At 66.5% G+C, this 19,029-nt stretch carries 16 protein-coding genes and 3 pseudogenes; 12 read left to right on the forward strand and 7 right to left on the reverse strand.

Annotated features, from left to right (window positions below):
• The first annotated feature begins 265 nt into the window (after window positions 1–265).
• The 5 genes from QM806_RS25035 to QM806_RS25055 all read left to right on the forward strand — a co-directional run bounded on the left by QM806_RS25035 (window position 266) and on the right by QM806_RS25055 (window position 5,767).
• A complete protein-coding gene (locus QM806_RS25035) occupies window positions 266–2,104 on the forward strand; it encodes an AMP-dependent synthetase/ligase (protein ID WP_120661052.1) in 1,839 nt (612 codons plus the stop codon).
• 95 nt (window positions 2,105–2,199) lie between these two features.
• The gene (locus tag QM806_RS25040; protein WP_043790750.1) at window positions 2,200–3,300 is read left to right on the forward strand and encodes a patatin-like phospholipase family protein; all 1,101 of its coding nucleotides are present in this window, start codon (window positions 2,200–2,202) and stop codon (window positions 3,298–3,300) included.
• Between the two features lie 139 nt (window positions 3,301–3,439).
• Window positions 3,440–4,834 carry a wax ester/triacylglycerol synthase domain-containing protein gene (locus QM806_RS25045; RefSeq protein WP_005568816.1) on the forward strand — a complete coding sequence of 465 codons (1,395 nt, stop codon included), beginning with the start codon at window positions 3,440–3,442 and terminating at the stop codon, window positions 4,832–4,834.
• Between the two features lie 39 nt (window positions 4,835–4,873).
• Window positions 4,874–5,059: a hypothetical protein gene (locus QM806_RS25050; protein ID WP_005568817.1), complete on the forward strand. Its 186-nt coding sequence runs from the start codon at window positions 4,874–4,876 to the stop codon at window positions 5,057–5,059.
• A gap of 324 nt (window positions 5,060–5,383) precedes the next feature.
• Window positions 5,384–5,767, forward strand: coding sequence for a hypothetical protein (locus QM806_RS25055; RefSeq protein ID WP_005568818.1), 384 nt, complete (start codon window positions 5,384–5,386; stop codon window positions 5,765–5,767).
• Between the two features lie 141 nt (window positions 5,768–5,908).
• On the opposite strand, the gene QM806_RS25060 is transcribed toward QM806_RS25055, so the two are convergent.
• A complete protein-coding gene (locus QM806_RS25060) occupies window positions 5,909–6,040 on the reverse strand; it encodes a hypothetical protein (RefSeq protein ID WP_257237487.1) in 132 nt (43 codons plus the stop codon).
• A 210-nt stretch (window positions 6,041–6,250) separates the two neighbouring features.
• On the opposite strand from QM806_RS25060, the gene QM806_RS25065 reads away from it, so the two are divergent.
• Together QM806_RS25065 and QM806_RS25070 are read left to right on the forward strand one after the other, a co-directional pair.
• Complete coding sequence (locus QM806_RS25065; protein WP_054246519.1) at window positions 6,251–8,608, forward strand: arylsulfatase; 2,358 nt, start codon at window positions 6,251–6,253, stop codon at window positions 8,606–8,608.
• Window positions 8,609–9,082: 474 nt separating this feature from the next.
• Window positions 9,083–9,528, forward strand: a pseudogene (locus QM806_RS25070) (DUF6325 family protein).
• 304 nt (window positions 9,529–9,832) lie between these two features.
• Here the strand turns inward: QM806_RS25070 and QM806_RS25075 are convergent.
• Complete coding sequence (locus QM806_RS25075) at window positions 9,833–10,012, reverse strand: hypothetical protein (protein ID WP_155756154.1); 180 nt, start codon at window positions 10,010–10,012, stop codon at window positions 9,833–9,835.
• A gap of 844 nt (window positions 10,013–10,856) precedes the next feature.
• On the opposite strand from QM806_RS25075, the gene QM806_RS25080 reads away from it, so the two are divergent.
• Both QM806_RS25080 and QM806_RS25085 read left to right on the forward strand, forming a co-directional pair.
• Complete coding sequence (locus tag QM806_RS25080; RefSeq protein WP_246859945.1) at window positions 10,857–11,144, forward strand: hypothetical protein; 288 nt, start codon at window positions 10,857–10,859, stop codon at window positions 11,142–11,144.
• Window positions 11,145–11,369: 225 nt separating this feature from the next.
• Window positions 11,370–12,028 (forward strand): annotated as a pseudogene (locus QM806_RS25085) (ScbR family autoregulator-binding transcription factor).
• 991 nt (window positions 12,029–13,019) lie between these two features.
• Here QM806_RS25085 and QM806_RS25095 read toward each other — a convergent pair.
• Window positions 13,020–13,169: a hypothetical protein gene (locus tag QM806_RS25095; protein WP_164709532.1), complete on the reverse strand. Its 150-nt coding sequence runs from the start codon at window positions 13,167–13,169 to the stop codon at window positions 13,020–13,022.
• A 345-nt stretch (window positions 13,170–13,514) separates the two neighbouring features.
• Here QM806_RS25095 and QM806_RS25100 point away from each other — a divergent pair, with 345 nt between their 5' ends.
• Window positions 13,515–14,399 carry a class I SAM-dependent methyltransferase gene (locus QM806_RS25100; protein ID WP_054246522.1) on the forward strand — a complete coding sequence of 295 codons (885 nt, stop codon included), beginning with the start codon at window positions 13,515–13,517 and terminating at the stop codon, window positions 14,397–14,399.
• A gap of 269 nt (window positions 14,400–14,668) precedes the next feature.
• On the opposite strand, the gene QM806_RS25105 is transcribed toward QM806_RS25100, so the two are convergent.
• The 3 genes from QM806_RS25105 to QM806_RS25115 are packed head-to-tail and all read right to left on the reverse strand — an operon-like array spanning window position 14,669 to window position 16,845.
• Window positions 14,669–15,298, reverse strand: coding sequence for a cytochrome b (locus QM806_RS25105; protein ID WP_120661053.1), 630 nt, complete (start codon window positions 15,296–15,298; stop codon window positions 14,669–14,671).
• Window positions 15,288–16,394 carry a catalase family peroxidase gene (locus QM806_RS25110; protein ID WP_005568829.1) on the reverse strand — a complete coding sequence of 369 codons (1,107 nt, stop codon included), beginning with the start codon at window positions 16,392–16,394 and terminating at the stop codon, window positions 15,288–15,290. The genes QM806_RS25105 and QM806_RS25110 overlap by 11 nt, the downstream gene beginning before the upstream one ends.
• A complete protein-coding gene (locus tag QM806_RS25115; RefSeq protein ID WP_120661054.1) occupies window positions 16,387–16,845 on the reverse strand; it encodes a COG4315 family predicted lipoprotein in 459 nt (152 codons plus the stop codon). Before QM806_RS25115 ends, QM806_RS25110 begins: the two co-directional genes overlap by 8 nt.
• A gap of 209 nt (window positions 16,846–17,054) precedes the next feature.
• On the opposite strand from QM806_RS25115, the gene QM806_RS25120 reads away from it, so the two are divergent.
• Window positions 17,055–17,612, forward strand: a complete 558-nt coding sequence (locus tag QM806_RS25120) for a sigma-70 family RNA polymerase sigma factor (RefSeq protein WP_169695577.1) — start codon at window positions 17,055–17,057, stop codon at window positions 17,610–17,612.
• Window positions 17,599–18,267, forward strand: coding sequence for a zf-HC2 domain-containing protein (locus QM806_RS25125; protein ID WP_005575345.1), 669 nt, complete (start codon window positions 17,599–17,601; stop codon window positions 18,265–18,267). Before QM806_RS25120 ends, QM806_RS25125 begins: the two co-directional genes overlap by 14 nt.
• A 175-nt stretch (window positions 18,268–18,442) precedes the next feature.
• On the opposite strand, the pseudogene QM806_RS25130 reads toward QM806_RS25125, so the two are convergent.
• Window positions 18,443–18,991: pseudogene (locus tag QM806_RS25130) on the reverse strand (amidohydrolase family protein); the annotation flags it as partial.
• Window positions 18,992–19,029: the final 38 nt, after the last annotated feature.

Consider the following 19,029-nt stretch of genomic DNA (forward strand, 5'->3'; position numbering starts at 1 on the left):
AGCGGCTGACGATGCTGGGCCCAGATCAACGAAGGCAGCGGACTCACCGAGGACCGCGTCCTCGCGCTGCGACCGCGAGGAGCGAACTCAGCGGGCAGGACGGCGAAGGTGACGGAGGTAGTCCGCGTGCGCGAACGCGCTGCGAGCGGGTCGGACGAGAGCATCGCGCTGGTGCCGGAGAACATCACCGTCACCATCGTCCCACGCTCGATTGGGGGCCTGGTAGAAAGGCGACGCAGCCGCACGAGACCCCTAGACTGGGTATATGGCTGCGCTGAGCCCCGCGGACGAAGTCGTCGATCAAGCGAAGATCGACCATCGAGCCCCGTCGGTTGCCCGCCTCTTCCTCGATCGTGTCGGCACCACCCCGCAGGCGGAGGCCTTCCGGTTCCTGTCCGGTGGCGGCTGGACGAGTGTCACCTGGGGGCAGGTGGGTGAGCGGGTCCGTGTACTCGCCGCCGGGTTGATCGCGCTTGGTGTCGAATCGGAAGACCCGGTCGCGGTGGCGGTGTCGACGCGATACGAATGGGTGCTCGTCGACTTCGCCGTGATGTGCGCCGGGGCTGCGACGACCACGGTCTACCCCACCACGAAGGCCCCCGACGTCGCTTTCATCGTGTCGAACTCGGGCAGCCGCGTCGTGTTCGCCGAGGACCAGACCCAGGTCGACAAGCTCCGACAGCATCGCGCCGAGTTGCCCGGCGTCCGCACGGTGGTGATCATCGACGGCGAGGGCGACGGCGACTGGGTGCTGACGCTTGCCGACGTCGAGGAGCGCGGCCGGCGGCTTGTCGCACAATCCCCCGACGTCGTGACCGAGCGCGCGTATGCGATCCGTCCCGAACACGTGGCGAGCATCATCTACACGTCCGGCACCACGGGTAAGCCGAAAGGTGTGATCCTGCCCCATTCGGCATGGACGTATACCGCGGCCGCCGTCGATGCTCTTCACATCCTCGGTCCGGACGACCTGAATTATCTGTGGCTGCCCCTGGCCCACGCCTTCGGCAAGGTGATGCTGGCACTGCCGCTGCAGATCGGCTTCCCCACCGCCATCGACGGCAGGGTCGACAAGATCGTCGAGAACATCGCCGTGGTGCATCCCACCTTCATGGGTGCGGCTCCGCGCATCTTCGAGAAAGCCCGCGCGCGGATCGAGGGCATGGTGTCCGAGGAGGGCGGGCTGAAGAAGAGGGTCTTCGACTGGGCGATGGATGTCGGGCTGAGGGTATCGAAGGCGAAACAAGCAGGCGAGGAACCGTCGCGGCTGGATTCGCTGCGCTACAAGGTCGCCGACCGGCTGGTGTTCTCCACCATCCGGGAGCGGTTCGGCGGTCGGCTGCGCTTCTTCGTCTCGGCGGCGGCAGCGCTGGATCGGGAGGTCGCGCAGTGGTTCGATGCCGTCGGCATCATCGTGCTCGAGGGTTACGGTCTCACCGAAACCGCGGCAGCGTCCAGTATCAACCGTCCGGAGGCCTATCGATTCGGAACCGTCGGCTGGCCTTTCCCCGGCACCGAGGTCAAGATCGCGGACGACGGCGAGATCCTGCTGAAAGGCCCCGGCGTGATGACCGGCTACCACGACCGCCCCGACGCCACCGCGGAGGCGCTCGAGCCGGACGGCTGGTTCCACACCGGCGACATCGGCGAGATCGACGCCGACGGCTATCTGCGCATCACCGACCGCAAGAAGGACATGTTCAAGACGTCGCAGGGCAAGTACGTCGCGCCGTCCGCGATCGCGGCGACGTTCAAGGGCATCTGCCCGTACGTCGGGGAGATCATCGTGCACGGCGAGAGCCGGCCCTACTGCGTCGCGCTGATCAGCCTCGATGCCGAGGCCGTCACCGAATGGGCAGGCAAGAACGGGCTGGGCGGCAAGTCGTTCACCGAGATCGCACGGCACGACAAAACGCACGAACTGATCGGCGGCTACATCGACGAACTCAACCGGCGACTGAACCGCTGGGAGCAGATCAAGAGATTCGGCGTCATCGACCGAGAGCTGTCCATCGACGCCGGCGACTTGACACCGAGCATGAAGCTGCGCCGCACGATTGTCGTCGACAGCTTCGCCGACAGCATCGACACGCTCTACGTCTGACCGATCCCGTCGTGCCGCGCGTTTCGCGACGATAGCGTGATTCTAGGGACCGACGACTCTGGCCTGGAACAGCCGTGAACGCACACAGTGAGTACATGCTCAGCGCTGTGCTCGATGTCTTCCGGCTCCGGCAGTACTTCAATGTCATCACCCGCACGCGCGAGTTGCTGGAGGGGGTACGCGAAGATGCCGGGTTCCTCGCCGATGCCGGTCGGGCGGTGCTCCCACTGCCCGACGCGACACGCGGACAGCACTTCCGGCCCTTTCCGCCGTTCTCGCCGTACCCCACCACGGTGGCGAAGGGTCAACGGGTGGCGCTGGTCGCGACAGGAGGAAGTGGTGCGCTCGCGTCCGTGGTGGGGGTGGCGCGGGCCTTCGAGGAGGGCGGCGTCCGTCCCGCCGTCATCTCGCTGTGCTCTGGGTCGGCGATGTTCGGTTTCCCGGTCGCCGCCGGATTCTCCGCCGAGGAAGTCGCCGCGTTCGTCCTCGGACTGCGGCCCGACGACTATCTCGATGTCGGCTGGCGCGAGCTGCTCAGCGTGGCACCGACAGCCGGCAGGGGATTCGCCGGCATCCTGCGGGGTGAGGCGATCGAGAACGTCTATCGGAGTCTCCTCGGTGACATGACGCTCGGCGAGATGCCCATTCCGGCGTATGCGCCGATCTGGAACGTCGAGCAGAATCGTCTCGTGTATCTCGGGTCTGGTACCTATCCCGATCTACCGGTGGCGCGCGCCGTGCGCATGGCCGTCGCGTTGCCACTGTTCATTCAGCCGGTCGAGTTCGGGGGCTTCCACTGGTGCGACGGTGGGATCGTCGATATCTTCCCGGTCCATCCCGTTCTCGACATCGAGGAACCCTGCGACCTCACCCTGGCAGTCAACGGCTTCTACCCGCCCGGGTTCGAGGGCGAAGACGCCACCGGGTGGGAGGATCGGCGGGCGAGCATCCTGTACGTCGCGAGCCAGGTGCGCACATGCCAGCAGATCGAGCTGGCACGGGAAAACCTGTCCCGGCTTCGGTCGGCCTCTACGGTGACGATGATCGAGCCCGTTCCCTACGAGACCGTGCGTGGCGTCGGCTTCTACCGACAGTTTCTGAGCACCCGGAACTGGGCCCAGTTCATGCTGGCGGGCTACCGTGATGGCCGGCAGGCACTGGCAACGCCCCGGAACACTGTCGGCGCGGAGACGTAAACACAGGGGATCTTCGCCGGCAATGAGCGGACGAACGACTCTAGTGGAGTCCAGTCGTGAATCACTAGCGTCGGGGTTGAAGCACTATCACGCACAGGCGCAAGGGCGGATCTTCATGGCGGGCAATCGCGAATCGCATATGACCCAGCCGGATTTCTTTTCCTGGAACATGGAACGGGACCCGATCCTGCGGTCCACGATAGTGGCCGTCGTCGTCTTCGACACCACACCGGACTGGGACCGTTTCGTCGACATGATCGACCGAGCCACCCGGGTGGTCCCGAATTTCCGGCACAAGCTCGTTCCGGCTTGGTTGGGGTTGGCACCACCGCACTGGGTGGTGGATCCGGACTTCGATTTGTCGTGGCATCTGCGCCGCTTGGTGCTTCCCGACCCCGCCGACATCAGGACGGTCCTCGATGTCGCGCGGCGATCGGGAATGGAGTCGTTCGACCGCGACCGTCCGTTGTGGCAGTTCACGCTGCTGAGCGGCCTCGACGACGGCCGGGCCGCGCTGGTTCTGAAGGTTCATCATTCGTTGACCGACGGCCTCGGCGGTATCCAGATCGCAGACCAGATAGTTGATTTCGCCCGCGGGGGGACGGATCGAGGCCCGCTGCCGGATGCTCCCGTGCCGACGGAGACAAGCGCTCTCGCGGACACGGTGGAATGGGAGGTGGCGACGGGTTTCGAGCTGGCGCGGAAGGCCGTCGGTGCCGCCTTGCCATCGGTGCGCCGCGCGCTCGTCAATCCCATCCGCGCGGTGCAATCCGCCGCCACGACGGCCGCCGCGGTCGTTCGCTTCGCGCGTCCCATCCCGGACACCCTTTCCCCCGTCATGACCGAACGCAGCCTCAGGCGGAGGTTCGCGGTGATCGACGTTCCGGTCGAACCGTTGCATCAGGCGTCGAAGCGCGCCGACGGTTCACTCAATGACGCGTTCATCGCTTCGATCCTGCTCGGGCTGCGGAAATATCACACCCTGCACGGTGCTGACGTCGAATACTTGAGGGCGACCGTGCCGGTCAGCCTGCGCACCGAAGCCGACCCGTTGGGCGGCAATCGCATCACGCTGGTCCGGCTCGCGCTGCCCGCGAACGTGGCCGACCCAGCCGAACTGATGCATCGGATCCACGAGATCGTCGGCGCATCGCGCCACGACCCCGCGGTCCCGCTGTCGGGCGCCATCGCCGGCGCACTCAACCTGCTTCCGTCCAGTTATCTGGCCTCGGTCTTCAAGCACGTCGACTTCCTCGCATCCGACGTGCCGGGTTCCCCGATCCCGATGTATGTCGCCGGCGCCGAGATCGAGCGGTACTACGCCTTCGGACCCACGCTCGGCACCGCCCTCAACGTCACCCTCATGTCCCACACCAACACCTGTTGCGTGGGAATCAACGCCGACACGGCATCGGTCCCGGACCTCAAGGTCATGACCGACTGCATCGTGGACGGTTTCCATGCGGTTCTCGGCGTGGGCGCAGCGCAACCGCCCGCCGCGACGGTCCTCACGCCGTCGTGGGTCAGTGTCTGAGATTGTTATCTCGGGCCGTCAGAGCATCGGTGGAGAAGGGTGGAGTACGACCTGCGGCGATGTAACCTCGCCAGCCCAGTCGCCGACGTTCGGGGCCCGGCCGGGCGTACCCGAGCCATCGCCGCCGCGATCCGGACCGGTCTCGCCCGCGGCGACGATCCCGACAACATCGAGGAGCTGATCCGGTGTGCCGAAGCAGCCGGCCTGCCCCTCACCCTCTGGTAACCGCCCGCAGTGGCAACGACTGCCCAGGCGCGGGCGAATCCCGGTCCGGCCGGGTTCAGCCCAGGTCGAGTTCGGTTGCGGCGGGCAGGTCTTGGACGACACCCCTGGTCCGTCCCTCGCGCACCCGGCAGACCGCGACTCAGCCGAGTCGATCGATATCTGCAAGCGCCCACGTCTTGTCAAACAGTAGGTTGTCGAGACACTCTGGGTGTGCCGCAAGACGTCGCCCGCTCTCTATCGGTCGTCTTGCTTTGGGCGTTCGCACGTGAAGCGCAAGGGCGATTGCTATGGCGTCGAGGCTGGGAGCGCGAGAGGAGGCGACCGGTGGAGCTTCTTGTACGACTCTTCCTCGGCGTGCTCCTCGTTGCGCACGGCCTGGTCCACCTGATGTGGTTCGCACCCAACGACGATCCGGCGTGGCCGTTCCGACTCGACCGGTCATGGCTGATCTCGGAAACGACCCGGAAACCGGTCGCGATTGCCCTCGTCTCGCTAACCGTCGCGGGGTTCGCGCTGCTCGCCCTCGCCGTATGGGGAGTACCGGGTTTGGCATCGATCTGGCCAGGGCTGGCGATCGGGTCCGCCGTCGCGTCACTCATCGCCCTGGTGCTCTTCTGGGATCGTCAGCTCCTGTGGGGCGTTGCGATTGACGTCGCCCTCATCGTCGTGGCGTTGTGGCGTCCCGGCTGGACGGATCGCCTCGGATAGGCACGTCCGCGAGGCGTCCGGGCCGCGAGGATGCGTAACTCCGCCACTCCGGCCGGTTCGCCGATGTCTGGGGGGCCACTCCGGCGCCGCGTCCGTCGGGGAAGCAGTCCGCCGACGCCGCGGTGCATCCGGCAGCGGTTGTCAGCGCGCCCAGGACTCGTCGGGCAGGGACAGGATGCGCAGGGCGAGGCCGGTCAACACGATGGCGAGCAAGGCTCCTCCCCGTGGACGATCCAGCCCTCCGATGGTTACCTCGTCCTCGACATCGAGCACGTCACCGGACGACGCTGACCCTGCCCCGGCTGGCAGGCGACCAACGATAAGACGACGCCCAAGTCATGGGCGTCGTCGGATAGCTGGCTGCAATGGTCCTCTCAGGTCGCCCGTTCCGGGATGAAGCTGCACTGCCGTTCGGCCCTAGCCATCGTCGGGGCTGGAGTGCTGTGGTGAGAAGGAGGGCCAACCCGATCAAGGAGCCAAATCATGGCTGTACCGTTCCGCGGAATCGTCAACGTCGACATTCGGGATTCGGTTCCGGATTGGGGTCCGTACGAGCAGCCGAAAGCTGCTCCGGGTTCGCCGAACGTGCTGTACATCGTGCTCGACGACGTGGGTTTCGGTGCGCTGGGGTGTTATGGCGGGCCGATCGAGACCCCGAACATCGACCGGATCGCCGCGAACGGGCTGCGGTACGGGCAGTGGCACACCACCGCCCTGTGCTCCCCGACGCGATCCTGCCTGCTGACGGGACGTAACCACACCACCAACGGGATGGCGTGCATCAGTGAGGCGGCGGTCGGGTTCCCGGGCGCGAACGGGCACATTCCCCCGGAATGCGCGACGCTCGCCGAGATCCTGGTCGAGCAGGGATTTTCCACCGCGATGGTCGGCAAGTGGCATCTGTGCGCCGAGGACGAGATGAACCTGGCCTCCACGAAGCGGAACTGGCCTATCGGCCGGGGTTTCGAGCGCTTCTACGGATTCCTCGGGGCCGAGACCAGCCAGTGGTATCCGGACCTGGTGCACGACAATCACCCGGTCGAGCAACCGGCCACCCCGGAGGAGGGTTACCACTTCGGTGTCGACATCACTGACCGGGCGCTCGAGTACTTCGGCGATGTCAAGGCAATCGCCCCGGACCGGCCGGTGTTCCTCTACTACGCCCCCGGATGTGCGCACGCTCCGCACCAGGCGCCGAAGGAGTGGACCGACCGGTATCGGGGCAGGTTCGACGCTGGGTACGAGGCGATGCGCGCGGAGATCCTGGCCCGCCAGAAGGAGATGGGTCTGATACCGCCCGGCACCGAATTGCCCGCGCTCAATCCGATCGGCGGCCCAGAAACACGCAGCGGCCCTGAAGGAAAGCCGTTCCCTCTGATGGACTACACCCGCCCGTGGGAGAGCCTGTCCGGCGATGAGAAGCGGTTGTTCGCCCGGATGGCGGAGGTGTACGCGGGGTTCGTCTCGCACTGCGACGATCAGATCGGCCGATTGCTCGCGTACCTCGAGGAGATCGAGCAACTCGACAACACCATCATCGTGCTGGTTTCCGACAACGGGGCCAGTGGCGAGGGCGGACCCAACGGTTCGGTGAATGAGAACAAGCTGTTCAACGGTGTCCCGGACGATCTCGCCGAAAACCTGTCCCTGCTCGACGATTTGGGCACCACCCGAACCTACAACCATTACCCGAACGGGTGGGCGATGGCGTTCAACGCCCCGTTCAAGATGTGGAAACGTTACTCGTTCAACGGAGGCACCTGCGACCCGTGCATCATCTCCTGGCCGGCCGGCATCACCGCGCGCGGCGAAATCCGCGATCAGTACCACCACGCCACCGATGTGGTGCCGACGCTGCTCGACTGCCTCGGGATCGAACTCCCCGACACAGTCAAGGGATATACGCAGCACCCGATCCAGGGTGTCAGCATGCGCTACAGCTTCGACGCCGCCGCCATTCCGACCGCGAAGCACACCCAGTTCTATTCGATGCTCGGCACCCGCGGGATCTGGCACGACGGCTGGAAAGCGGTCACCACACACCCGGCGATCAGTGGGTGGAGCCACTTCCCGGAAGACGCCTGGGAGCTCTACCACACCGAGACCGACCGATCCGAACTCCACGACCGCGCCGCCGAGGAACCCGGCAGACTCGCCGAACTGGTCGGACTGTGGTTCCACGAGGCCGGCGCGAACCAGGCGTTGCCGCTCGATGACCGCTTGCCCATCGAAATCCTGCTGACCCCTCGACCGCAGCTGACGCCGCCACGCAACCGCTACGTCTACCGGCCGGGCGGGGCAGAGGTGCCCGAATCCGTGGCGGTCAGCGTCCGCAACCGCTCGTACTCGATCGGAGCGCTCGTCGACATCCCCGGCCCGGGGGCGGCCGGAGTGTTGTTCTCGCACGGCGGACGTTTCGGTGGGCACGCTCTGTATGTCAAAGACAACCGGCTGCACTACGTGTACAACTTCCTCGGCAGCGAACAGCAGCTGATCCGAGCGGACGAGGAGTTGCCGACCGGTGAGAACCTGATCCTGGCGGCGTCCTTCGACAAGGACGGTGAGGACCCACCAGGCCACGCTCACGGGGTCCTGAGTCTCTACTACGGTGACCGCAAGGTGGCCGAGGGCCGGATCCACACCCAGGCAGGAAAATTCGGGATCGGCGGCGAGGGACTCAACGCCGGACACGACGCCGGCGAACCCGTCACCGACGACTATCCGGGTACCGCCCCGTGGGCGTTCACCGGCGGCACCTTGAACAGGGTCGCCGTCGACGTCAGCGGTGAGCCGTTCGTCGACCTCGAGCGCGAAGCAGCCGCCATGCTTTCCCGCGAGTAACTGCGGCGAACCGACGCGATGGGGTTTCGCGGCGAGCCGGAGAGAAACAGTCAACTGCCCCGGTCGACGGCCCATCGTGTCCGGCCACGGCATCGTCGACGAGGTTCGCCACTGGCGGAGTCACCAATCGACCGAATCCGTCTCCCACAGTGTGTCGTGCGCCCCGCCATGCACGATGCCCGACGTCAAGGGGTCATTCAGCCCTATCGGTCACCGAGGTGATCCTGCTGAAGTAAAGAGCAGGCACCACACACGTCCGAGGGGTCGGGTGTGGCCAAGCACCCGCTCGCGGTCGTGCCGCACACGCGCGTGAAGCCATCGCCACGATGACTCTCGTGTTCTGGAGGTACCCGTCAGGCCTGGTCGTGATGGTCACCGTGGTGGCGCTGTTCCTGGTGGAACTGGTGGCCCGGCCTGCCCTGCTCACACATGGCACCCCACAAGAATCGACAACATGAGGAGGATGTGGCGAACATGACCGAAGAAATTGACGAGCTCGGTCCAGTCGACTGGATCGTGGTGGAGTTCCCCGGCGGCAAGTTCAACGGGGAAATCGCACCCGCACTCGGTGACCTCGTCGAACGCGGAATAGTCCGTGTCCTGGATCTTCTACTTCTGAGGAAGGACATGGACGGGTCACTCGAAGCGTATGAGCTCTCCGACCTCGACGACAGTGAGATCGGCGAGTTGCGGTCCTACGAGACCGAGTTGGCGATGCTCCTCAGCGAGGACGACGTCGACGCGGTCGCTGCGGCGATCGACCCCGGAAGTACAGCGGCCGTGCTGGTATGGGAGAACACGTGGGCCGCACCGTTCGCGTCGGCACACGCCGCGCCGGTGGACAACTCGTGGCAAGTGGGCGCATCCCGGTGCAGGCCCTGCTGGCCGCAATCGAAACAGACGAGGAAGTTGGTGCCTGACATGCCTTTAGCAGCCAGACGTTTGCGCCGAGCAGCGGTGATCGGACCCGCCCCGGTCGCGCGTACCGCCACCACGGTCGCCACGGCGGCGGTGGTGGCACATGGAGTCCGACGCCGCACCGATCGGCGAGACGATCGGCGGGACGACCGCAGCGACCGGCGGCGCTGAAAACTCAGGGCACCGGATGTGCTCACAGCGAATGAGTTCAACTCCGAGAAGGTCAGGATCCCGGCGTCCGAGAAGGTCAGGATCCCGGCATCGCAGCCGCGGCGTGCAACATCGGTCACACGCAGTATGGCTTTGTCAGAAGCACCAATTGAGGCTGGCCGATCCCAGCGGTACACCGAAGCAGATCGTCACCGACCCGGCGGCGGGAGTCGCGGCGGGTACTGCCGGTGCGGCCGAAGCTGTGGGCGCGGTGAGGGCGCCGAGGGACAGGGTGATGGCAACCGCGGAGAGCGCGGCGGCAATTCGAGTAGACATTTTCAGGGTCCTTGGTGTGGTTGATGAATGAAACACAGTGCGCACCGGTCAGATCGGCACCCATCGAGAACAGGTGTTCACCGGTCCTGTGCGGGTACCCGCACCGCGCCCGATCAACGTGATCGGTCCTGCTGGTTCTCCGGCTCCTCCCGATCGGCGAACATCGCCTCGATACGGCTCTTGTTTTTCGGACGTGCTGAACGATTCCCGGATGGGTACCGAGGAAGTCGGTCCGCCGTGGAGATGATCTGACGTCTCTTGTATGCGTCAACTTTCGACCGAAATGGGATGACATCGGGTCGTGGAGCGAGCGCGACGCCGGTCCCGGTAGCTTCGAGCGTCTCATGTGCAGGAGCGACTGTTGTAGAGCAGAAGGTCATCAACAGCGCCAGTGGGTGCGAAACAACGCTAGCGGCATCCCGTTTCCGTCCCTGCCCATTCACAGTCCTGATCCCGGGCAGGCCCGACGATGAGAGCCCTCGGACAGCCTAGCGCCGACGCGGAGATACCCGGACCACGGTGCGTCACGAGGACGAGACACGATCGGCTGTGGGCGTTGGGGATCAGAGGATCAGGCCGAAGTTGTCCTTCTCTCTTAGCGAGGGAGTTCACCGCCGGACGAGCATCGAAGGCGCGTCTCGATAGCGTCCCCTCGACCGGGGCACCCTGACCAGAACGAACCCGGTAGCCCCCGGTGGCATTCCCGTTCCAGGGGCGCTAAATATCGCGCATTCGAGTGCGGGCGTTGGTTCTGGCAGAGCCGATTCGGCGGCGGACCGATCGACTCGCCTGGTACCGATCCTCCCGAACTCCACCCGCCCGGGCGCAGAGAGATCGGCGGCGTGTGGTGCACAGCGCCCGGTGGTGGGTGCGGGTGTTCGAGGTCGGACTGGCCGGTCTGTTCCTCGGGTCAGTGCGATGTGTTGCGGTCGAATTGGGGGGCATGGGGTCGCTGGTGGGTGAGCAGCTGTGGCAGACGTTGTCGGATTCCGGGTTGGCGTCGGTGTGCGTCCGCGGGCCGCAGTGCCGATGGGCGGATCTGCTCTTGCTCGGGGATGGATCGGTGGGGGAGCTGACCTGGCTGGCACGGGACGCCGACGAGATCGCCGAGCAGTACCGTGACCGCCGATAGCGACACACCCGAGCCGCCACGGCGCTGGAGCTGACCGGGGGGAGCCCACCGAAGAAGCGGCACGGTGGTCTGTTTTTCGTGTGAGCGGGTATCGGCGGCTGTGCAGGTGGACGCGGGCTTTCCCGGTGAGGCGCACCGGTGCCCGGTGGTAGCTTCGCGCAGGCTGCGCCGGTGCGATCGAAAGTCACCGGCCTGCAGCCGCGAAGGGCACGGAAGGTGCGGTACATGGTGCAACAGCAACGGGCGGCGGTGACCCGGGCGCAGATCGTCCGCGGGGCAGCGGAAATGAGTCCGGGTTCGAGGGCGCCAGTCTCGCCGAGATCCTGGAGGCGGCGGGCATGACGAAGGGGGCGTTGTACTTTCACCTGCGGTCCAAGGAGGACTTGGCCCGGCACATCATCGCCGAGCAACACCAGATCTCCATCGCCGCGGTGCACGCCATCGCCGCGCAGGAGGCGTCGGCGATCGAGCAGATCGTGATGCTCTGCCACGAGATGGCCCGGCAGATCGTGCAGGACCCGATCGTGCGGGCCGGGATCCGCATCACCCTCGAGCTCAGCGCCGACGACCGTGGCCCCGCGGGCCCCTACTTGGATTGGATCGCCGCCTGTCAAGCGTTGGCGGCCCGTGCGGTCGACGAGGGCGACCTTGTCGACACCATCGACCCACCGACGTTCGCGCGGTTCGTCATCGGCGCGTTCACCGGAGTCCAGACCGTGTCCCAGGTCCTGACTCATCGCGTGGATCTCGAGCAGCGGGTCGACGAGATGTGGGGGTTCCTGCTGCCGGGGTTCATCCCGACCACCCGGCACTCCGCCATGATGCGGATCCGGGCTGCCCGCACCGACGTTCCCGTCACCGGATCGTCAGTCCATCCGGGTTAGTCCGCTCAGCGCGCCGAAACGACTGCACATGGTCGCCGCAGACCGATAAGTGCGCCATCCGCACGCCTCCGGCGACCGCGATCGGCGCAGCAGCGGGGTGAGTCCGGCCGGTGACCGGACTGCTCCAGAGCACACCGGTGCGGGTGTGTGAGCCGCGGTCTCGTCGGGTCGGGTCGGGATGCCGGTGCCGGGCAGCCGGCCGGGCACCGGAATCGGGCCCGCCAGGGGGCGTTCTGTGCCGCGGTGATGGGGCGGAGATCGCCTCCTTTGCACCGCACTCGCTGATGTATTCCAAGCGTGCGGTGCAGGCGCTGACCGAACCCGACAGCTGGGACGACCGGCTCGATGCCGAGTTCGATCAGTGCTGGACCAGGCCGGACTTCGCTGAGAGGCAGCTCGCCCGAGCCGAGAACCGTGTGCCGAAATTCGTGGGAAAGTGAGGATGCACCCATGAAGGCTGCACCATTCCTACAGCCGTCCCTCCAGCATCGCCGAGGCCGTCAAGACTCTGGAGTCCGCGGGCGGCGACGGCAAGGTCCTGGCCGGGGGACAGAGTCTCGTCCAGGTCCTGGCGATGCGCCTCGGGCGTGTGAACTTACCTGATGGATTCGATGAGATCGATGCCGAAGTGCTCGAAAACTCTCGTTTCTTCCCCTGTCCTGCGGACTGGGCTTCATAAGGCGCCGGGTCCGGACCTCTGCAGCAGCCGGATTGCATTCCGGATCGTCGCAGCTCGTCGAGATCACCATGCTGCTCGGTCAACGTGAGCGGCTCGAGACCACAGTCGTCGATTTCGATCGAGCGGTTCAATTGATCCGCGAGACTGTCGGCGCACTGTTGGACATCGTTTATCCGTAACCTGCCGGTTGTCATCCCGAGATGCGGGGCGTCTCTGCTTGTGCTGCAACGGTTTCGAGTGCGACGCGCGGCGGGGGAGCGGACGGACACGTCACGCGGTGTTCCATCCGATTCCCTCGTCGGGGCGATTTCGTCAGTTCGTGACCGCGGGGCGGGTGGGCCTGCGGTCGTCGGCGAACATGGCCTCGATCCTCGACTTGATCTCCGCGGTGCTCATCGTGCCGCTGTGCCGGGGCGTCTGCCGTCCGGTGGGAGTCGTCGGGGCAATCGAGGTTGTCGCCATGTGTCCTGCTTTCGTCGGTTACCGATATGTGTGCCTCACGGTCACGGTTGTGATCTGGTTCACATCGTGGCCGACTATGTTGTACACCACATGTTCGGTCCTGTGCCACTCGGCCTGGTCGCGTCGGTCTTGTCCGAGGATGGGACAAAGCGGGTGCTGGTCGGCGAATCGGCGCCGGCTGATTGCGATGGCCCCGAGCGTAGAATTGCGCGGGTTCGGTCGATCACGCTGGGCCCGGATTTCGGTGAGGCCTCGCCGAACTTCTCTGGCCTCGTCGCCGCTCCGCTCTGCCCTGCTCGATCGTCGGCTCCGGTTCTGCGACGAGTTCGGGAGGGTGCTTCAGCGATGCGAACGGATGGAGACAGTTGGGACATCGTCAGTAGCGTGGGCCTGACCGCGTTGGGAGTGGCGACCTTCCGGGCGTTGGAGACAGTTCGCCCCGACGCGTTGATCCAGGACGACTTCGCGCGGTGGTTCGTCGAAGCGGCGGGTGAACCGCATTTCACCGGGCTGTTGGCCGACCCGTCGTCACTCGGGGACATGCCGGTCTCGGGTTTCATGGGTAGTCGGACCAAATTCTTCGACGAGTTCTTCTCGACCGCTACGAGCGCGGGCGTGTCGCAGGCGGTGATCCTCGCGGCCGGGTTGGACGCACGGGCGTATCGCTTGGACTGGCCGACCGGCACGACGGTCTTCGAGGTCGACCAAACGCAGGTGCTGGAATTCAAGGAGGAGGTCCTCGCCGACCACGGGGCCAGAGCGAAGGCAGATCGTCGCCCGGTGGCCGTCGATCTGCGAGACGACTGGCCTGCCGCGCTCCACGCTGCAGGCTTCGACCCTGGTAAGCCGACCGCCTGGTCGGTGGAGGGACTGCTGGCGTACCTCCCGGGGGCGGCGCACGACGCGCTGTTCGAGCGGATCGACCAACTGTCCAGCCCCGGCAGCCACCTTGCCGTGGACAACTTCGCGGCGGGAACCGACCTGCAACGCTTCGATGCCATCAGAGCGAAGTATTTCGCCAATAATCCGTTCGGCGACATCGACATCTCCGAGCTGTTCTACGGTGACGAGCGGGCCGATCCGGTGCAGTGGTTGACCGGGCACGGCTGGTCGGTGCGGCGGTCCAATTCGCTCGAGCTCGCGGCTGCCTACGGGCGGCCGGTTCGGGACCTCCCCGAAGAACTTGTCGATCTCTCGAAGCGATCGACGTACCTGACGGCGGTCAAGTAGCCCACTGCCCAGCTCGCAGCGATGAACCGCAGAGGCGAGGCATTGCGGTGGACCGCCATCCGCGCGTACATTGGTAGTTGCGGATCGAGAGAGTAATCGGCAACGGTGAAACACTCGAGAAGCAGAGATCCGGCCGAGAATGTGAGAGCATTCCCGGCCGAACCCCTGTCTGGGGCATGTTCCCCGCTCATCGACTTGCCAAACTGGTGCTTCATTGCTCTGCCGGCACGAGTCGCACGCCGGTCTCGGCCTCGATGCTGCGGGCATTGCTATTCTGGATCCTGCTCTGCTGCAATATCATCGACGATCCTCGCAGGTGCCGGTCGGGACGCGGTAGGCGAGGAATTTCGGCGAGTGCGCCACGGTGCCATCCGGTCGAGGAGCCTGTCGTTCAGGACCAGCACATGAAAGAGGACGGCGGACATGTGTGCGGTGAAGGTGAAGAACAGCAGGTAGGCGAATGCGGTGTGAGCTTGTCTCAACAACGCGTAGACGCTGGGATCGGGTGCAAGCAGCGGGGGCAAGTGCAGATGCTGGTAGAGGATGATCGGGTAGCCGCCCGCCGAGAGCATGGCCCACCCGGTGAGTGGCTGGATCACAAGCAGCGCATAGAGCACGTACTCCGACGCGGTTGCGACCCGACGCTCGACCGGTCTCATGGTGGCGGGTGGTGCGGGCGTGCGGCACACCAGCCGATTGCCGATTCGGACGATCACCAGGGCGAGGATCGCGGCGCCCAACGGGACGTGCACCGAGCGCAGCAGATGGTAGTGGTCGAGGGTCGTCACCATGACGGCGCCGACGAGCAGTTGTGCGATCACCATGACCGCCATCGCCCAATGCAGCAACCGGACGGTCGGCGCGAACCGGAGCGGGCGGTCGGTCGGGTCAGCGGTCATCGCGCACCCCATCCACATCGACGAGGGCCGGTGTTGTGGGCTCCCCGGACCGGCGGGTGAACGATTCGGTGTAGACCGCGGACCGGGCGCTGAGCAGGAGATCGTCCGAGGGCGCAATGCCCGTTGGGAGGATGAGCGGGTCGAAGTTGAGGTCCCGCGCGGTGTGCGGCGCTTCTGTCTGGACCGCGTCGATGGTCACGGTGCCGACGTCGAGGACCTGCCGGGTCGGCGGCCACGGCCGGGTGGCGTCGTCGGTCCGATCGCCGGGTTGACCGATCGTGAGCAACATCCGCCACCGCAACGGCCCACGCGAGACTGCCGCGGTGAGTGTGTCGAAGAGGTAATCGCGCCCCGGCAGCGGCGGCAGGCCGGGGGAGCGGGCCGGTTGCTCAGGGACCAGTGTCCATCGCACCGGAACCGTGACCCCGGTGTCGTTGGTGCAATGGAAGGCGTTGAGACCATAGAAGGTGCTGTCGTCGAACCCGGAGGTCGGTGGATGCTGTCGGATGAGGTTCATCGCCGCCGCGGTCTCGGGATGGCGGGAGAGAAACGCCGCCATGCGATCCGGATCGGGCTTGCCGGTGGCCGGGTCCGTTTTCGATGCGAGCAACCGCTCGTAGAAGCCGTCTGGTGTCCGGTCGGGGAACACGGGGGTGTTGACCATCGCGGTGCGCCACTGCTCGCCATCGGGGAGGTCGAACGCCAACCCCAGCCCGCGGACCGTGGCGTCGGCGTCCGGAGTGGACGGATTCCCGCCCGAGAGTGAGAACCGGCCGGTCACCGGGATCCGGCCGACCCGGAAAACGCTGGCCGTGGAGACCGCGGACCCGGCGCCGGTGGCGGTGAAATATCCAGTCGCGCCGACTCCTTTGGCGTGATTGCGCCGGAACCCGTCGTGGTGCCCGGCGACCTCCTCGAACCGGTCGGTCAGCCGTGCCGGGGTCAAAGCGTCGGTGTCCAGAGTCCCCGCCGCACAGACGAACCCGCCGACGTCCACTGCCGCGATCGCGCCGACCGCGGCCAGACCGAGCAGCGCACTGCGCCGACTGACCGCCGGGCGTGGCGCCCCAACTGGGGGTGCGGTGGCGTCATCCATGGGCGGAGTCGACCGTCACCACGTGCCAGGTTCCCTTGATGCCGTCGCCGCGCGTCTGCCCGGGGGCGGTGTCTTTCGCGAACCGGTAGAGCGGGTGGCTGTCGTAGGTGTTTTGGACGGTTCCGTCTGGCCGCGTCGTGGCACCCGTGCGGGCGGCGAGGGTGGCGTCGGGCCGGGGTGCTCCGAGCGAGGGCGGCCAGATCTCGGCGCAGGGGCCGGTGCACCGGATGGAGCCGGGGGTGTCCTCATCGAATCGGTAGAGCGCCAAACCGTCTCCGTCGGTGAGCACCGTGCCGACGGCGGTCTCCCGGGTGCCGAGCTCCACCTGCCCGGCGGCAGCCGGGGTCGCCGACGGCTGAGTCTGGGCGTCGTCAGTGGCGGTGCCGCACGCCGACATCAGCGCGATCGCGGTGCCGGCGCCGGCCGCCGCAAGGATCGATTTCTTCAGCATCTTCGGAGGTCTCCATTCGTTCGTTCCCGTGTGCTGGATCGTTCGGCGCTGGGGAGTACGGATGGTCGGCGATCCGCGTTCACCTGCCGGAGCCGCCTCCGCGCACCGGAGTGGCAGGATTCGAGATGAACGCCGCGCCGCCCGCGCCCGTACTCCTCGGTGGGTGTCGGGTGAGCCGACGCCGTATCCGGTGTTTCGGGAGGTGAGTGGTGCGGCTTCGTATCGTGCGCACACGCGGGGACCAGTCCGAGGGTGGTTTGGATGACGAAACGGTGTTGCGGGCCGCCTACGACGAACACGGGAGGGAACTGTTCGCCCTCGCCTACCGCTCCCTCGGAGACCGGGGTCGCGCGGAGGAGGCGGTACAGGAGACGTTTCTTCGGGCGTGGCGGCGCGCGGACCGGTTCGACCCGCGACGCGCTACGCTCCGGACCTGGCTGTATGCGATCTGCCGCAACGTGGTGATCGACGCGATCCGGGCTCGTGCCGCCCGACCCGAGCTGGCCGACGCTGCACCACCCGAGCTGCCCGCACCCGAGCGTCCCCTCGAACAACTGCTGGTGGGGCTCGAGATGGAGGAGGCGCTGCGGCGGCTGTCCGATCAGCACCGCTGCGTCCTGGTCGAGATTCACCTGCGTGACCGGCCCGCCGCCGAGGTGGCCGCACAGCTCGGCATTCCCGTGGGCACCGTCCGCAGTCGTGTGTACTACGCGCTGAAAGCTCTCCGGCTCGTACTCGAAGAAATGGGGTGGCATGGTGACCACTGACCGCTGCCAGCAGATGCGCACCATGTTGGGGATGTACGCGCTCGGTCGCCTCGACGACCGCGAGACGATCACCCTTCGCGCCCACCTCGACGGCTGCCCGGACTGCCGCACCGAGTTGCGTCTGCTGACGCCGGTCGCGGCCGCCCTGTCTGCGGCGGACCCGGACCGGCTCACCGAACCTGCGCCCCGGCCGTCGTCGACGCTGCCCGACGCGATCTTCGGGGCCGTAGACCGCGAACGCGGACGGAAGCGGTACCACCGGATCGTAGTCGCCGCCGCGGCCGTCGTGATCGCCGTCGGCCTGGTGACCGGCGGGTTCTTCCTGCGCGGGGGCACCTCGACTGCCCCGCCCGGGCAGCCGGTGGCGTTCACGGTGCTCGCCGCAGGTGTGGACGCCTCCGCGCGGGTGGAGAACCGGGCGTGGGGAACCGGAATCAGCCTGGACGTCGCCGGACTCCCGCAGGGCCGCACCTACAACGTCTGGCTCCAACGCTCCGACGGAAGTCGCATGAATGCCGGCAGTTTCATCGCCGGTGGCGACAAGACGATGTCGATGCAGTTGGCCGTGGGGCTGCCGATGTCGGATGCGACGATGCTCGGGGTGAGCGCCCCGGGCGACGACCGGACCCTGCTGCAAGCGCCCCTGCGGTCCTGACCGACACCAATCCTCGTGGACGACTCAGAGGAGCCGGCCGTCGCGGGCGACGACCCGTCCGGCCCGCACCACCGTGTCCCGACGGGGGATGTCGACGACGATCTGCCGGCACGCATTCTCCGTCCCGCAACATGAAGTCGGCGGGTGAACCCGGTTGCAGGTCGACTCGCGGTAGCCCCATGACGGCAGCACCGCCGTCGGCGGCGAGCTCGAAACACGGCTCGAGATCCTCGTCGAGGCTTGCGTCGAGTGCCCAGCCGAGCAGCCATGCGCGGTGGAGCATGTCCGCGTTACCGAATGGGCTCCAGTTGTTGCGAACGCCATCCGACCCGAGCCCGACCCGGACACCTCGCTGCGCCAGGCGCCGGAAGGGCAAGACCGTTGTTGCCGACAGCGCGGCCGTCGTCAGTGCGATGTCCGCCTCCGCCAGCAGGTCCGCTGCCGAATCCACGGCTTGGCAGGACAACTCAGCTACGGCGAAGGCGTGGCTGGCCGTGACCCGGCCGTGTAAGCCAGGCGGCTCTGGTTCGCTCGGCGATGTCGGTGAGAGTCGCGGTACCCGTCTCGCCGGTGTCGTGGATGTCGATCGGCAATCCGTGTCTTTCGGCGATCCCGAAGACCGTGTCGAGTCGGCGGGGCCTCCTCCTGTTCCACCGGGGGTGTGGTCGAATCCGGCCGGGTCGATCCCTCCGATCACGTCGACCAAGCCGCCGTCGGCGGCCATGTCGAGCACGAGCAGCTGTACCAGGCGCTCCGAGCTCG

It is taken from the genome of Rhodococcus sp. IEGM 1351, from assembly GCF_030056875.1.
GTDB lineage: Bacteria > Actinomycetota > Actinomycetes > Mycobacteriales > Mycobacteriaceae > Rhodococcus_F > Rhodococcus_F opacus.

Coding starts and splice junctions, on each gene's coding strand:
- QM806_RS25035 (WP_120661052.1), top strand. CDS start 266: ATGGCTGCGCTGAGCCCCGCGGACGAAGTCGTCGATCAAGCGAAGATC.
- QM806_RS25040 (WP_043790750.1), top strand. CDS start 2,200: ATGCTCAGCGCTGTGCTCGATGTCTTCCGGCTCCGGCAGTACTTCAAT.
- QM806_RS25045 (WP_005568816.1), top strand. CDS start 3,440: ATGACCCAGCCGGATTTCTTTTCCTGGAACATGGAACGGGACCCGATC.
- QM806_RS25065 (WP_054246519.1), top strand. CDS start 6,251: ATGGCTGTACCGTTCCGCGGAATCGTCAACGTCGACATTCGGGATTCG.
- QM806_RS25075 (WP_155756154.1), bottom strand. CDS start 10,012: ATGTCTACTCGAATTGCCGCCGCGCTCTCCGCGGTTGCCATCACCCTG.
- QM806_RS25095 (WP_164709532.1), bottom strand. CDS start 13,169: ATGGCGACAACCTCGATTGCCCCGACGACTCCCACCGGACGGCAGACG.
- QM806_RS25100 (WP_054246522.1), top strand. CDS start 13,515: ATGCGAACGGATGGAGACAGTTGGGACATCGTCAGTAGCGTGGGCCTG.
- QM806_RS25105 (WP_120661053.1), bottom strand. CDS start 15,298: ATGACCGCTGACCCGACCGACCGCCCGCTCCGGTTCGCGCCGACCGTC.
- QM806_RS25110 (WP_005568829.1), bottom strand. CDS start 16,394: ATGGATGACGCCACCGCACCCCCAGTTGGGGCGCCACGCCCGGCGGTC.
- QM806_RS25115 (WP_120661054.1), bottom strand. CDS start 16,845: ATGCTGAAGAAATCGATCCTTGCGGCGGCCGGCGCCGGCACCGCGATC.
- QM806_RS25125 (WP_005575345.1), top strand. CDS start 17,599: ATGGTGACCACTGACCGCTGCCAGCAGATGCGCACCATGTTGGGGATG.